Annotated in this window: 10 protein-coding genes; 4 read left to right on the forward strand and 6 right to left on the reverse strand. The window is 54.9% G+C overall.

All coding sequences use genetic code 11. The annotated features are described in order from the left end of the window. The 4 genes from AB3N39_RS03640 to AB3N39_RS03655 form a co-directional block, all read right to left on the reverse strand. The gene (locus AB3N39_RS03640) at nucleotides 1–951 is read right to left on the reverse strand and encodes a family 43 glycosylhydrolase (protein WP_143344652.1); all 951 of its coding nucleotides are present in this window, start codon (nucleotides 949–951) and stop codon (nucleotides 1–3) included. Between the two features lie 10 nt (nucleotides 952–961). Then, entirely contained in the window at nucleotides 962–2359 is a 1398-nt protein-coding gene (locus AB3N39_RS03645) for a glycoside-pentoside-hexuronide (GPH):cation symporter (RefSeq protein WP_115876428.1), read from the reverse strand. Between the two features lie 164 nt (nucleotides 2360–2523). Then, a complete protein-coding gene (aroP, locus tag AB3N39_RS03650; protein ID WP_133293790.1) occupies nucleotides 2524–3894 on the reverse strand; it encodes an aromatic amino acid transporter AroP in 1371 nt (456 codons plus the stop codon). A 46-nt stretch (nucleotides 3895–3940) separates the two neighbouring features. Next, on the reverse strand, nucleotides 3941–4168 hold the full coding sequence (locus AB3N39_RS03655; protein WP_367897082.1) for a hypothetical protein: 228 nt from the start codon (nucleotides 4166–4168) through the stop codon (nucleotides 3941–3943). Nucleotides 4169–4430: 262 nt separating this feature from the next. On the opposite strand from AB3N39_RS03655, the gene pdhR reads away from it, so the two are divergent. From pdhR to lpdA, 4 genes are all read left to right on the forward strand, one after another. Continuing rightward, a complete protein-coding gene (gene pdhR / locus AB3N39_RS03660; protein WP_008501960.1) occupies nucleotides 4431–5195 on the forward strand; it encodes a pyruvate dehydrogenase complex transcriptional repressor PdhR in 765 nt (254 codons plus the stop codon). Between the two features lie 123 nt (nucleotides 5196–5318). After that, nucleotides 5319–7982, forward strand: a complete 2664-nt coding sequence (gene aceE, locus AB3N39_RS03665) for a pyruvate dehydrogenase (acetyl-transferring), homodimeric type (RefSeq protein ID WP_028015529.1) — start codon at nucleotides 5319–5321, stop codon at nucleotides 7980–7982. Between the two features lie 14 nt (nucleotides 7983–7996). After that, nucleotides 7997–9892, forward strand: coding sequence for a pyruvate dehydrogenase complex dihydrolipoyllysine-residue acetyltransferase (gene aceF, locus AB3N39_RS03670; RefSeq protein WP_133293791.1), 1896 nt, complete (start codon nucleotides 7997–7999; stop codon nucleotides 9890–9892). A gap of 175 nt (nucleotides 9893–10067) precedes the next feature. Next, nucleotides 10068–11492: a dihydrolipoyl dehydrogenase gene (gene lpdA / locus AB3N39_RS03675; protein ID WP_003856313.1), complete on the forward strand. Its 1425-nt coding sequence runs from the start codon at nucleotides 10068–10070 to the stop codon at nucleotides 11490–11492. Nucleotides 11493–11544: 52 nt separating this feature from the next. Here lpdA and AB3N39_RS03680 read toward each other — a convergent pair whose 3' ends face one another. Continuing rightward, on the reverse strand, nucleotides 11545–12336 hold the full coding sequence (locus tag AB3N39_RS03680) for a DUF2950 family protein (protein WP_045401139.1): 792 nt from the start codon (nucleotides 12334–12336) through the stop codon (nucleotides 11545–11547). Nucleotides 12337–12346: 10 nt separating this feature from the next. After that, nucleotides 12347–13906, reverse strand: a complete 1560-nt coding sequence (locus AB3N39_RS03685; protein ID WP_133293792.1) for a DUF3300 domain-containing protein — start codon at nucleotides 13904–13906, stop codon at nucleotides 12347–12349. Between the last annotated feature and the right edge of the window lie 278 nt (nucleotides 13907–14184).

The raw sequence follows: 14184 nt of genomic DNA on the forward strand, positions 1-14184 counted from the left end.
TTAAAGCGTGTCCGCAGGCGGGATGCCGAAATCAGGCATCCCGTTTTCGTCCCAGCGGACGCGCTTCAGGCGGGTATGGCGGTTTGGATCGTACAGCGGATCGCCCTCAATTTCGGTGTAGTTCCGCGCGTGATACACCAGCACATCTTCCCCTTCCGGCGTTTGCGTAAAGCTGTTGTGTCCCGGACCGTACTGGCGATTTTCGTAGCTGGTCACGAATACGGGATGCGGAGATTTTTGCCAGTTCAGTGGGTTTTGCGGATCCGCGTTCAGGTCTATCCACAGCAGCCCCATGCAGTAGTTCTCGTCGGTAGCGCTGGCGGAATAGCTGATAAACAGCTTATCGCCGTGAACCAGTACCGCCGGGCCTTCGTTGACCCAAAACCCGCGACACTCCCAGTCGTATTCCGGCTTGCTGAGCATCACCGGCTCGCCTTTTAGCGTCCACGGGTTCGCCATTTCACACAGATAAAGGTTGGAGTTCCCGGTGATATCCGGCGCTTTTTGCGCCCACAGATACCAGCGTTTCCCCTGATGCAAAAAGGTGGTGGCGTCCAGTGCGAAGGTATCGAAAGGCGTTTTGATCTGCCCTTTTTCCACCCACGTGCCGGTAAGCGGATCGCTGTCGGCACATTCAATGGCAAACATGCGGTGCTGGAACATCCCGAGCGCGTCGAGCGCCTGGGTGTGCGCCGCAGCTAAATAGATGTACCACTTCCCGTCAATGTGGTGCAGTTCCGGCGCCCAAATCAGCTGGCTCATTGGTCCGGTCTCGGGTTTACGCCAGACCACCACTTCTTCGGCATGACGTAAGCCTTCCAGCGACGCTGCGCGGCGGATCGCCAGCCTGTCGTACTCCGGCACGGAGGCGATAAAATAGTACTGCCCCTCGTGATGTAAAATGTACGGATCGGCGCGTTGTTCGATAAACGGGTTTGGCCAGGTTTGCATTCGGATTTCCTTATTTAGTCTCAGCAGCTTTCAGTTCCTGATAATCGTTCAGCTCTTGATAGTTGTTGCGGCGTTTTTCCAGATCGGACTGGATCTGCTTCATGGTTTCACGATCCACCTTCAGCAGTCGTACTACACCCGCGGTAATTAAGTATCCAATGCCGGGAATGACGGTAAAGAGCAGCACGATCCCGTTAATGGCGTCCGCGCTCTGCGCTTTTGCTCCCGCATCATAACCGTACCAGGAGAGCAGGAAGCCGACCATCGCCCCGGCAATCGCTAGCCCCAGCTTCAGGAAGAAGATGTTGCCGGAGAAGCTGATCCCGGTGATGCGCTTACCGGTCTTCCACTCGCCGTAGTCGTCCACGTCGGCCATCAGCGACCAGTGTAGCGGAGACGGGATCTGGTGCAGGATGTTCAGCAGGAAGTAGAGCACCACGATGGTGACGGTGGCTTTCGGGTCGAAGAAATAAAAGGCGCAGGAGAAAATCGCCAGCACGATATTGGTCCAGAAGAAGACCTTTAGTTTGCACCAGCGGTCGGTCAGCACTTTTGCCAGCACGCTGCCGAGCATCATGCCGACAACGCCCAGGCTGATAAACAGCGTGGCGAAATGAGTGCTCTGACCCATCACCCAGGTAACGTAATACATGGTGGCCGCCATGCGGATAAAGCCCGGGCAGACGTTGCAGAGCGTCAGCAGCAGAATGCGCACCCACTGGTCGTTTTTCCACACGTCTTTCAGGTCATTTTTCAGCTGGTCATTGGTCTGCACCGCCGGACGCACGCGCTCGCGCACGGTGGCGAAGCAGAACAGGAACATGCATGTGCCAATCAGCGCCAGAACGGTCATCGCCATCTGGTAGCCTTTGGCTTTGTTGTCCCCGCCAAACCAGTCGGCCATCGGCAGCAGCGTTAATGAGAGCAGCAGCGTGGCGATGCCGACCAGCACGAAGCGATAGGACTGGCAGGCCACACGTTCTTTTGGATCGTTGGTGATCACCCCGCCCAGCGAGCAATAGGGGATATTGATGGCGGTATAGGTAAGCGACAGCAGGAAATAGGTGACAAACGCATAGATAACTTTGCTGTTATAGCTCCACTCAGGCGTGGTGAACATCAGGATGCTGAACAGCGCGTAGGGGAAGGCGATCCACAGCAGCCATGGACGAAACCGGCCATATTTGCTGCGGGTACGGTCAGCAATCGCGCCCATGATCGGGTCCGTTACGGCGTCAATCACGCGCACGGAAAGCAGCAGCACGCCGACCAGCGCAGGGGCGAGGCCAAAAATATCCGTATAAAAATAGTTAACAAACAACATGATGGCGCCAAAGATGATGTTGCATCCCGCGTCGCCCATCCCATAGCCGATCTTTTCTTTTACTGACAGTTTGTTGTTATCCATCGACAGCTCTCCGGTTTACGGTATGGAGAGAATTATTTGCTGGCAAAGGAATATATGCGTTGCAGTATCAGGGCGGTGATATGGATAAATGCGCTGTGGACGTGAAAGTGTGAAGGAGGTAACAACGCGCGGCACCCGTAAAAGCAGGTGCCGCGAAGAGAGGTTTAGTGTGCCTTCATGGCTTTACGGCTTTTCTGACTGAACAGATAGCCCACGCCCAGGATCGCAATCCAGACCGGGATCAGGTAGACGGAAATCGCCATACCCGGGGTGATCAGCATAATCACCAGCACGGCTGCCATAAACAGCAGGCAGATCCAGTTACCCAGCGGATAGAGCAGGGCAGGGAAGCGCGTGGTGACGCCCTGCTGCTGTTTTGCGCGGCGGAACTTCATGTGCGCTAGGCTGATCATCGCCCAGTTGATGACCAGGGCAGAGACCACCAGCGCCATCAGCAGGCCAAACGCCGATTCCGGTGCCATGTAGTTAATGAGCACACACAGCGCGGTCACGACCGCCGAAACAAGAATCGTGTTTACCGGCACGCCGCGCTTATCGACGTTGAGCAGCGCTTTTGGCGCGTTACCCTGCTGGGCCAGGCCGAACAGCATGCGGCTGTTGCAGTATACGCAGCTGTTGTAAACGGAGAGCGCGGCGGTCAGCACCACGATGTTCAGGGCGTTGGCGACAAAGGTGTCGCCCAGCTCGTGGAAGATCAGCACAAACGGGCTAGTGTCGGCGGTGACGCGCGTCCACGGCAGCAGGGAGAGCAGCACGGCCAATGAGCCCACATAGAAGATCAGAATGCGGTAGATAACCTGGTTAGTGGCTTTCGGAATGCTTTCCTCCGGGTTGTCGGCTTCAGCGGCGGTGATACCCACGAGTTCCAGACCGCCGAAGGAGAACATGATAATGGCCATCATCATCACCAGGCCGGTCATGCCGTGAGGCAGGAAGCCACCCTGTTCCCAGAGGTTGCGCACCGTGGCCTGCGGGCCGCCGTTGCCGCTGAACAGCAGCCAGCCGCCGAAGATAATCATCGCCACCACGGCAATGACCTTGATGATGGCAAACCAGAACTCCATCTCCCCGAACACTTTAACGTTGGTCAGGTTAATGGCGTTGATAATGACGAAGAAGGCTGCAGCAGAAGCCCAGGTTGGGATTTCGGGATACCAGAACTGAATGTATTTCCCGACGGCGGTCAGTTCGGCCATGGCAACCAGAACGTACAGCACCCAGTAGTTCCAGCCCGAGGCGAAACCGGCAAAGCTGCCCCAGTACTTATAGGCAAAGTGGCTGAAGGAGCCTGCGACCGGCTCTTCCACGACCATTTCGCCCAGCTGGCGCATGATCAGAAAAGCAATGAAACCCGCAATCGCGTAACCCAAAATAATGCCCGGACCGGCAGACTGGATAACGGATGCGCTGCCCAGAAACAGGCCGGTACCAATCGCACCGCCCAGTGCGATGAGCTGAATATGGCGGTTTTTAAGCCCGCGCTTTAGCTGATCGCCGTGCTGTTGAGCTTCCATTTGAAACCTCGTGTGTGGTTGTTATGTTCACGCTGAGCGTGTGTAATTATGAAAATCCATATTCTGTATTTATTTCTTTACGGTTAACGAGACCGAAAAAAGCGGAGGTGACTTCCGTAAGCGCCAGAATAGTGGTAAGTGCCTGCGAATGCATCTGCTTTATGAAGGGGTGATGACGACTTGAATAAAAAGAAAGCATTTGTAAATCGGCCCGCTCGTTGTTCCTCACCCAACCTATAGAATAGAAATGCGCCTTAAGTGGGCGAATTTTCATTATTTGCCTTGTTGAATCGCTTCAGATTGCAAAAACCTCGTTTCATTATGGTTAAAACTCCCTCTTTGGGGGTAATCAACTCATTTGTGCAAAGTTACATTTCTGAAACGTTATTTCTGTAAGGTTGTTAAAATGTGCAGGGTTTACTGATTTCAATCAAAACCAATATGGACAGAAGGTGAATACTTTGTTACTTTAGCGATACGAAATAGAAATTGGTAAGACCAATTGACTCCGGGCAAAAAGGCGTAAGACAGGGAATATGGCCTACAGCAAAATTCGCCAACCAAAACTATCTGATGTGATTGAGCAGCAGCTGGAGTTTTTAATCCTCGAAGGGACTCTGCGCCCGGGTGAGAAACTTCCGCCAGAACGCGAGCTGGCAAAACAGTTCGACGTTTCACGTCCTTCTCTGCGTGAGGCGATTCAACGTCTCGAAGCAAAGGGCTTGCTGCTTCGTCGTCAGGGCGGCGGAACCTTTGTGCAAAACAGCCTGTGGCAGAGCTTCAGCGATCCGCTGGTAGAACTTCTCTCTGACCACCCAGAATCCCAGTTTGATCTGCTTGAGACCCGTCACGCGCTGGAAGGTATTGCGGCCTATTACGCCGCCCTTCGCAGCACTGATGAAGATCGCGTGCGTATCCGCGAACTGCATCAGGCCATTGAACGGGCACAGCAGTCCGGCGATTTAGACGCCGAGTCCAGCGCCGTCGTCCAGTATCAAATCGCCGTCACCGAAGCGGCCCACAACGTGGTGCTCCTCCATCTGCTACGCTGCATGGAGCCGATGCTGGCCCAGAACGTTCGTCAAAATTTTGAATTGTTGTATGCCCGTCGGGACATGCTCCCACTGGTAAGCAACCATCGCACCCGAGTATTCGAGGCGATAATGGCCGGGGAACCGGAGCAGGCGCGCGAAGCGTCGCACCGCCATCTGGCTTTCATTGAGGAAATCTTGCTGGACCGCAGCCGTGAACAATCGCGTCGCGAACGTTCATTACGCCGCATACAGCAACGAAAGGATTAAGCGCCAGGTACTTTTAGAGCGCGGCAACTAAACGCAGAACCTGTCTTATTGTGTTCTTGCCCAAGAGCACAATGGGACAGGTTCCAGACAAATCAACGTATTAGATAGATAAGGAATACCCCCATGTCAGAACGTCTCCAAAATGACGTGGATCCGATCGAAACTCGCGACTGGCTACAGGCGATCGAATCGGTCATCCGTGAAGAAGGTGTTGAGCGCGCTCAGTATCTGATTGATCAGCTGCTTTCTGAAGCCCGCAAAGGCGGCGTGAAGGTTGCTTCAGGTGCAGGGGCTAGCAACTACGTAAACACGATTGCCGTCGAAGACGAACCGGAATACCCGGGCAATCTGGATCTGGAACGTCGTATCCGTTCTGCAATTCGCTGGAACGCCATTATGACCGTTCTGCGCGCATCCAAGAAAGACCTGGAACTGGGTGGCCACATGGCGTCCTTCCAGTCTTCTGCGACCGTTTACGAAGTGTGCTTCAACCACTTCTTCCGTGCAGCGAACGAGAAAGACGGCGGCGATCTGGTGTACTTCCAGGGCCACATCTCTCCGGGCATCTATGCACGTGCATTCCTGGAAGGTCGTCTGACTGAAGAGCAGATGAACAACTTCCGTCAGGAAGTTCACGGTAAAGGTCTGTCTTCTTACCCGCACCCTAAACTGATGCCTGAATTCTGGCAGTTCCCAACCGTATCTATGGGTCTGGGCCCAATCGGTGCGATCTACCAGGCTAAATTCCTGAAGTATCTGGAACACCGTGGTCTGAAGGACACCTCTGAGCAGACCGTATACGCCTTCCTGGGCGACGGCGAAATGGATGAGCCAGAATCCAAAGGTGCGATCACCATCGCAACCCGTGAGAAGCTGGACAACCTGTGCTTCATCATCAACTGTAACCTGCAGCGTCTGGATGGTCCGGTAACCGGTAACGGCAAGATCATCAACGAACTGGAAGGCATCTTCGCAGGTGCTGGCTGGAACGTGATCAAAGTGATGTGGGGTTCCCGTTGGGACGAACTGCTGCGTAAAGACACCAGCGGTAAACTGATCCAGCTGATGAACGAAACCGTTGACGGTGACTACCAGACCTTCAAATCCAAAGACGGTGCCTACGTTCGTGAGCACTTCTTCGGCAAATATCCAGAAACCGCAGCCCTGGTTGCAGACTGGACTGATGAGCAGATCTGGGCCCTGAACCGCGGTGGTCACGATCCGAAGAAAATCTACGCTGCACTGAAAAAAGCGCGTGAAACCAAAGGTAAAGCGACTGTAATCCTGGCCCACACCATCAAAGGTTACGGCATGGGTGATACCGCAGAAGGTAAAAACATCGCTCACCAGGTTAAGAAAATGAACATGGACGGCGTGCGTTATATCCGCGACCGTTTCAACGTTCCAGTCACCGATGAGCAGGTAGAAAACCTGTCTTACATCACCTTCCCGGAAGGTTCTGAAGAGCACAAGTACCTGCACGAACGTCGTCAGGCGCTGAAAGGCTACCTGCCAGCTCGTCAGCCAAACTTCACCGAGAAGCTGGAACTGCCAGCGCTGGAAGACTTCTCTCAGCTGCTGGAAGAGCAGAACAAAGAGATCTCTACCACTATCGCTTTCGTTCGTGCCCTGAACGTGATGCTGAAGAACAAGTCGATCAAAGATCGCCTGGTGCCAATCATCGCCGACGAAGCGCGTACTTTCGGTATGGAAGGTCTGTTCCGTCAGATCGGTATCTACAGCCCGAACGGCCAGCAGTACACCCCGCAGGACCGTGAGCAGGTTGCATACTACAAAGAAGACGAGAAAGGTCAGATCCTGCAGGAAGGTATCAACGAGCTGGGCGCAGGCGCATCCTGGCTGGCTGCTGCGACCTCTTACAGCACCAACAACCTGCCGATGATCCCGTTCTACATTTACTACTCCATGTTCGGGTTCCAGCGTATCGGTGACCTGTGCTGGCAGGCAGGCGACCAGCAGGCTCGCGGCTTCCTGATCGGTGGTACTTCCGGTCGTACGACCCTGAACGGTGAAGGTCTGCAGCACGAAGATGGTCACAGCCACATTCAGTCTCTGACTATCCCTAACTGTATCTCTTACGACCCGTCTTACGCGTACGAAGTGGCGGTCATCATGCATGACGGTCTGCAGCGCATGTACGGTGAAGCGCAGGAGAACATTTACTACTACATCACCACCCTGAACGAAAACTACCACATGCCGGCAATGCCAGCAGGTGCCGAGGAAGGTATCCGTAAAGGTATCTACAAACTCGAAACCATCGAAGGTAGCAAAGGTAAAGTTCAGCTGCTGGGCTCCGGTTCTATCCTGCGTCACGTTCGTGAAGCAGCGCAGATCCTGGCGAAAGACTACGGTGTCGGTTCCGATGTGTACTCTGTTACCTCCTTCACTGAACTGGCGCGTGATGGCCAGGATTGTGAACGCTGGAACATGCTGCACCCAATGGAAACCCCACGCGTTCCTTACATCGCTCAGGTGATGAACGACGCGCCAGCGGTGGCGTCTACTGACTACATGAAACTGTTCGCTGAGCAGGTTCGTACTTACGTTCCAGCTGATGATTATCGCGTACTGGGTACTGACGGCTTCGGTCGTTCTGACAGCCGCGAAAACCTGCGTCACCACTTCGAAGTTGATGCTTCTTACGTGGTTGTAGCAGCACTGGGCGAACTGGCTAAACGTGGCGAAATCGATAAGAAAGTGGTTGCAGACGCAATCACCAAATTCAACATCGATGCAGAAAAAGTTAACCCGCGTCTGGCGTAAGAGGTAAAAGAATAATGGCTATCGAAATCAATGTACCGGACATCGGGGCTGATGAAGTTGAAATCACCGAGATCCTGGTCAAAGTAGGCGACAAAGTTGAAGCTGAACAGTCGCTGATCACCGTAGAAGGCGACAAAGCCTCTATGGAAGTCCCGTCTCCTCAGGCTGGCATCGTTAAAGAGATCAAAGTCTCTGTTGGCGATAAAACCGAGACTGGCAAACTGATCATGATTTTCGATTCCGCCGACGGTGCAGCCGCTGCTGCACCTGCGCAGGAAGAGAAGAAAGCCGCGCCGGCCGCCGCTGCTCCAGCAGCTGCCGCGAGCGCGAAAGAAGTGAACGTGCCTGACATCGGCGGTGACGAAGTTGAAGTGACTGAGATCCTGGTGAAAGTGGGCGATACCGTTGCGGCCGAGCAGTCACTGATCACCGTAGAAGGCGACAAAGCCTCTATGGAAGTGCCAGCACCGTTTGCGGGTACCGTTAAAGAGATCAAGATCAACACCGGCGACAAAGTGTCTACTGGCTCCCTGATCATGATCTTCGAAGTGGCAGGTGCTGCACCTGCTGCCGCGCCTGCACAGGCCGCTGCTCCGGCTCCGGCCGCAGCACCAGCCGCTGCTGGCGGCGCGAAAGACGTTAACGTACCGGACATCGGCGGTGACGAAGTTGAAGTCACAGAAGTGATGGTGAAAGTGGGCGACAAAGTTGCCGCTGAACAGTCACTGATCACCGTTGAAGGCGACAAGGCTTCTATGGAAGTCCCTGCGCCATTCGCGGGTACCGTTAAAGAGATCAAAATCAGCACCGGCGACAAAGTGTCTACTGGCTCTCTGATCATGGTCTTCGAAGTGGAAGGCGCTGCGCCTGCCGCAGCTCCGGCTGCCGCGGCTGCTCCAGCACCGGCTGCTGCACCGGCTCAGGCTGCTAAACCAGCCGCTGCCCCTGCTGCAAAAGCAGAAAAATCAGAGTTCGCTGAAAACGACGCTTACGTCCACGCGACGCCGCTGATTCGTCGCCTGGCGCGCGAATTCGGTGTTAACCTGGCGAAAGTGAAAGGGACCGGCCGTAAGGGTCGTATCCTGCGCGAAGACGTTCAGACCTACGTGAAAGACGCGGTGAAACGCGCCGAAGCTGCACCAGCTGCAGCCGCTGGCGGCGGTATCCCGGGCATGCTGCCATGGCCGAAAGTGGACTTCAGCAAGTTCGGCGAAATCGAAGAAGTGGAACTGGGCCGTATCCAGAAAATCTCTGGTGCGAACCTGAGCCGTAACTGGGTGATGATCCCGCACGTTACGCACTTCGACAAAACCGATATCACCGATCTGGAAGCGTTCCGTAAACAGCAGAACGCCGAAGCTGAGAAGCGTAAACTGGACGTGAAATTCACCCCAGTGGTCTTCATCATGAAAGCGGTTGCTGCGGCTCTGGAACAGATGCCACGCTTCAACAGCTCCCTGTCCGAAGACGGCCAGAAGCTGACGCTGAAGAAATACATCAACATCGGTGTTGCGGTTGATACGCCAAATGGTCTGGTTGTTCCGGTCTTCAAAGACGTGAACAAGAAGAGCATCACTGAGCTGTCCCGTGAACTGACCGTGATCTCCAAGAAAGCGCGCGATGGTAAGCTGACTGCCGGCGAAATGCAGGGCGGCTGCTTCACTATCTCCAGCATCGGCGGCCTGGGTACCACCCACTTCGCGCCGATTGTGAACGCGCCGGAAGTGGCTATCCTCGGTGTGTCTAAGTCCGCGATGGAGCCGGTGTGGAATGGCAAAGAGTTCGTACCGCGTCTGATGATGCCAATCTCTCTGTCCTTCGACCACCGCGTGATCGACGGTGCTGATGGTGCGCGCTTCATCACCATCATCAACAACATGCTGAGCGACATTCGCCGCCTGGTGATGTAATCGAAAAGCCGGCCAGTCGGCCGGCTTTTTTCCGATAATCTCATGGTGTTTGTGAGGTTATTGGCGAAAGCGACAATTCGTGAGCCGTTTGTTGTTTCAAAATTGTTAACAATTTTGTAAACTGCGGGCGGATAGAACGACCCGGTGGACGACGGGTATAAATTAAGAGGTCATGATGAGCACAGAAATCAAAACTCAGGTCGTAGTACTTGGGGCAGGCCCGGCAGGTTACTCCGCAGCATTCCGCGCCGCGGATTTAGGTCTGGAAACCGTCATCGTAGAACGTTACAGCACCCTCGGCGGTGTTTGTCTGAACGTCGGCTGTATCCCTTCTAAAGCGCTGCTGCACGTAGCGAAAGTTATCGAAGAAGCCAAAGCGCTGGCTGAACACGGTATCGTCTTCGGCGAGCCGAAAACCGATATCGACAAAATTCGTACCTGGAAAGAGAAAGTTATCACTCAGCTGACCGGCGGTCTGGCGGGTATGGCCAAAGGCCGTAAAGTGAAAGTGGTAAACGGTCTGGGTAAATTCACCGGTGCGAACACCCTGGAAGTGGAAGGCGAAAACGGCAAAACCGTGATCAACTTCGACAACGCGATCATCGCGGCAGGCTCTCGCCCAATCGAACTGCCATTCATTCCGCATGAAGATCCACGCGTGTGGGATTCCACCGATGCGCTGGAGCTGAAAACCGTTCCTAAGCGTCTGCTGGTTATGGGCGGCGGTATCATCGGTCTGGAAATGGGTACCGTGTACCATGCGCTGGGTTCAGAGATCGACGTGGTTGAAATGTTCGACCAGGTTATCCCGGCTGCCGACAAAGACATCGTTAAAGTCTTCACCAAACGCATCAGCAAGAAATTCAACCTGATGCTGGAAACCAAAGTGACTGCCGTTGAAGCGAAAGAAGACGGTATTTACGTTTCCATGGAAGGCAAAAAAGCCCCATCCGAACCACAGCGTTACGACGCTGTGCTGGTGGCTATCGGTCGTGTACCGAACGGTAAAAACCTCGACGCGGGCAAAGCTGGCGTTGAAGTGGACGACCGTGGCTTCATCCGCGTTGACAAGCAGCTGCGCACTAACGTGCCGCACATCTTTGCTATCGGCGATATCGTCGGTCAGCCAATGCTGGCGCACAAAGGTGTTCACGAAGGTCACGTTGCCGCTGAAGTTATCGCCGGCATGAAGCACTACTTCGATCCGAAAGTGATCCCATCTATCGCGTACACCGAGCCAGAAGTGGCATGGGTTGGTCTGACTGAGAAAGAAGCGAAAGAGAAAGGCATCAGCTACGAAACCGCCACCTTCCCGTGGGCTGCTTCTGGCCGTGCTATCGCATCCGACTGCGCAGACGGTATGACCAAACTGATCTTCGACAAAGAGACTCACCGTGTGATCGGTGGTGCGATTGTCGGTACCAACGGCGGCGAGCTGCTGGGTGAAATCGGTCTGGCTATCGAAATGGGCTGTGACGCTGAAGACATCGCGCTGACCATCCACGCTCACCCGACTCTGCACGAGTCCGTGGGCCTGGCGGCAGAAGTGTTTGAAGGCAGCATCACCGACCTGCCAAACGCGAAAGCGAAGAAGAAATAAGTTTCTTCAGATGAAAAAAGCGGCCAATGGCCGCTTTTTTTATGCGCTGTGTTCAGGGTGCTACAGGCTGCCAGGTTTTATCAGGGCTATAGGCTGCTAGCGCACGGGCTTTCTGCTCTGAATCGCTGCCGAGATCGGACTGGTACACCTTGTCGTCCTGGTTTATCAAAAAGCTCATGACGCCCGTCTGGCCGTAGCTGACCGGCCAGGCCACCATCGCGAAACCGTTATTATCCGGCAGGATGCGGAAGCGATAGCCGTGATAGCCGGTACCCGGCTCTTTTGGGCTAAATGCCGGTCCGAGCGGACTGGGCGCTTCGCCGGGGGAGGCGGGCCAGTACAAACCGTCTTTTTTCCCCTTCGAGCTGACAATCTTCTGCGCGTATTTCTGGTTCATCGCAAAGTAGCTTTGCTGCGCATCAACATAGGCATGTAAGGCTTCAATGGCGGCGAGCTCGTTACGCCCAATTTCGCGGGTCAGGATTTCTTCAGCCCCTTCTTTGATATCGAACTGCCAGCCTGCAGTGGTTTTGATCACCGGGATGGGAAGCTGCCAGCCGCTGTCTCCGACAACCAGATGCGCCGTATCCCCTTCGATAACGGTCTTATGACGGACTTTCCAGTCGCGCAGGAAGCGATCGACGGCATCAGGATCAACGCCTTCAGGGGGCAGAAAATCGCGCCAGTTCTCTCCAAGCAGATTGCTCATCGCGCTCTCATTTTGCTCACTGATGGCGTTGGCTAGCGCATCGGTCGCCCGATCGGGCGTGCTGAAGGACTGCTGCGCCATCACAGGGGCCGAAAGCATGAACAACACCATTCCGCTGAGTAGTTTACTTTTCATGTCGGTTCCCTTAGCGATGTCGAATTTCCCGGCGTTCAGCGCGTCCACCAGACGCCTGACGCTGCTGCTGGCGAGCGGCAAGCTGCCTGCTTTGCGCACCACGCTGCTGCTGCGCCTGCCAGTTCGCGGAGCGGCTGTCGTTGCCGCTCAGCGCATTGGCCCGGGGCTGGCTGTTTCGCTGCTGCAGAGTGCGTTGCTGCGCGGGCTGCGAAACCCGTTTCTCTTGTCTTTGGGTTACAGCCTGACGATTTTCTCGCTGCTGCGTGGTGCTCCGCCTCGTCGTCTGCGGTTTGGTGTCGTAGCCACGGTAGTTATTGCGTTGGGAAATCTGCTTCAGCTGTTCACTTGAGGCCTGACGCTGAACATCTTTCGTGCCGGTGCGCGCCGTTTGGGGAAAGGTTTTACCCGTGGATTTCTCCATCTGGCTCAGGGCCGCCTGACGCTGGCTGTCCCGGTTAACCGGTTTTTGCTGCGTTGAACTGAGCCCTGTCGCCGTGCTGGTGGAGTGGAAGCGACTGTTGAGCTGGTTAGTCGGATAGGGCACGCCTTCCCGATAGGCCGGGTTGTGCTGCCAGGTACGGTTGGCGTCCGTCAGACGCTGACCGCTGATTTTATTGAAGTTCTCAACGTTGATATTGATGTTGTTATCACCGTTGCGGTTATAGCCGCCGTGATTATCCCAGTCACCGTCATGATGGTGGTCCCAGTCATCGTCGTCGTCCCAGTCGATGTTGCTGAAGATGGCATAGGTTGTGGCAACGCCCAGGCTGAAACCTAAGCCGTTAACGAAGCTGTTGCCAAACTGCTCTCCGGGCGTGGGGGGGAGATAGGTGGGAGGATACGCGGTGTTGGGCCAGGTCCCGTAAACCGTATTGGGGTTATAGGTGGGGACGTAAACGACCTGCGGATCGGCAGATTCAATTTTGATAACCGTAGGGGCGGGCGCAGACGTGGTTGTTGTTGTTGCCTCGGTGGCGCTGGTTTTCGCTGGTGCCGGTTTAGTCACGGTGGTAACCGTCTGCTGAGGCGTGGATTGTAAAGCGCCGGTCTTTTGTGCCAGCGCGCGCAGGCGCTGAACGGAATCCATTACGTCTTTCGGCTGCGCGAGAAACGCATCGCCCAGATTTTGTACCCACGGCGGGTTTTCACCCATCAGGGACATAAGCTGAGGAAACGCGACCAGCGATTTTACGCTCGGATCCCAGGGCTGGCTGGCAACGGCCTGAATCGCGGCGTCTCCTTCCATTTTAGGGTTGTCTTTGGACCACTGCGCCGCCTGAATCACGTTGGCCGGATAGGTCGACGCCATCAAAATTTGCGACAGCAGAGCGTCAGGGTAGAGCGCAATGGGGGCAACCCACTGATCGATTTGTGCGGCTGTGTAGGTTGGCGCGACAGCAGGGGCGGGCTGCGCTGCGGCAGGCGCGTCCGATGCAGCCGGCTGTTGTGCGACGGGGGCTGTCGCAGCGGGTTCCGTTGCGCGGCTTTTGACAAACATGACGCCCGAGGCGGCAAACAGCCCGGCACTGCACAGAAGGACGAGCAGATGTGGCTTAAAGGGCAACTTCATAAAAGACTCCAACGAGACAAGCGCTGTGCCGTGAGGCGTTACGGTTGGCGTGAGTATTATTCACCCGCCTTTTACCGTTTTGACTTTTATTGGGAAGCGTCCGGTACGTCCGGATAAAGAGTGTGAGTATTTATTACACAATTATATCTGATGAAGGAAAACCTGAAGCGTCACGGTGCAGAAGAAACCGCAAATGATGGCCTAAATCCCCGCTACACCATGCTTAACGATTCAGCAAATTTTTTAATGTTGCTTTTTTGTAAACGGATTAACACTGT

The organism is Enterobacter vonholyi (assembly GCF_040834095.1).
In the GTDB taxonomy this organism is placed as follows: domain Bacteria; phylum Pseudomonadota; class Gammaproteobacteria; order Enterobacterales; family Enterobacteriaceae; genus Enterobacter; species Enterobacter vonholyi.

Coding starts and splice junctions, on each gene's coding strand:
- AB3N39_RS03640 (WP_143344652.1), bottom strand. CDS start 951: ATGCAAACCTGGCCAAACCCGTTTATCGAACAACGCGCCGATCCGTAC.
- AB3N39_RS03645 (WP_115876428.1), bottom strand. CDS start 2,359: ATGGATAACAACAAACTGTCAGTAAAAGAAAAGATCGGCTATGGGATG.
- aroP (WP_133293790.1), bottom strand. CDS start 3,894: ATGGAAGCTCAACAGCACGGCGATCAGCTAAAGCGCGGGCTTAAAAAC.
- AB3N39_RS03655 (WP_367897082.1), bottom strand. CDS start 4,168: ATGAAAATTCGCCCACTTAAGGCGCATTTCTATTCTATAGGTTGGGTG.
- pdhR (WP_008501960.1), top strand. CDS start 4,431: ATGGCCTACAGCAAAATTCGCCAACCAAAACTATCTGATGTGATTGAG.
- aceE (WP_028015529.1), top strand. CDS start 5,319: ATGTCAGAACGTCTCCAAAATGACGTGGATCCGATCGAAACTCGCGAC.
- aceF (WP_133293791.1), top strand. CDS start 7,997: ATGGCTATCGAAATCAATGTACCGGACATCGGGGCTGATGAAGTTGAA.
- lpdA (WP_003856313.1), top strand. CDS start 10,068: ATGAGCACAGAAATCAAAACTCAGGTCGTAGTACTTGGGGCAGGCCCG.
- AB3N39_RS03680 (WP_045401139.1), bottom strand. CDS start 12,336: ATGAAAAGTAAACTACTCAGCGGAATGGTGTTGTTCATGCTTTCGGCC.
- AB3N39_RS03685 (WP_133293792.1), bottom strand. CDS start 13,906: ATGAAGTTGCCCTTTAAGCCACATCTGCTCGTCCTTCTGTGCAGTGCC.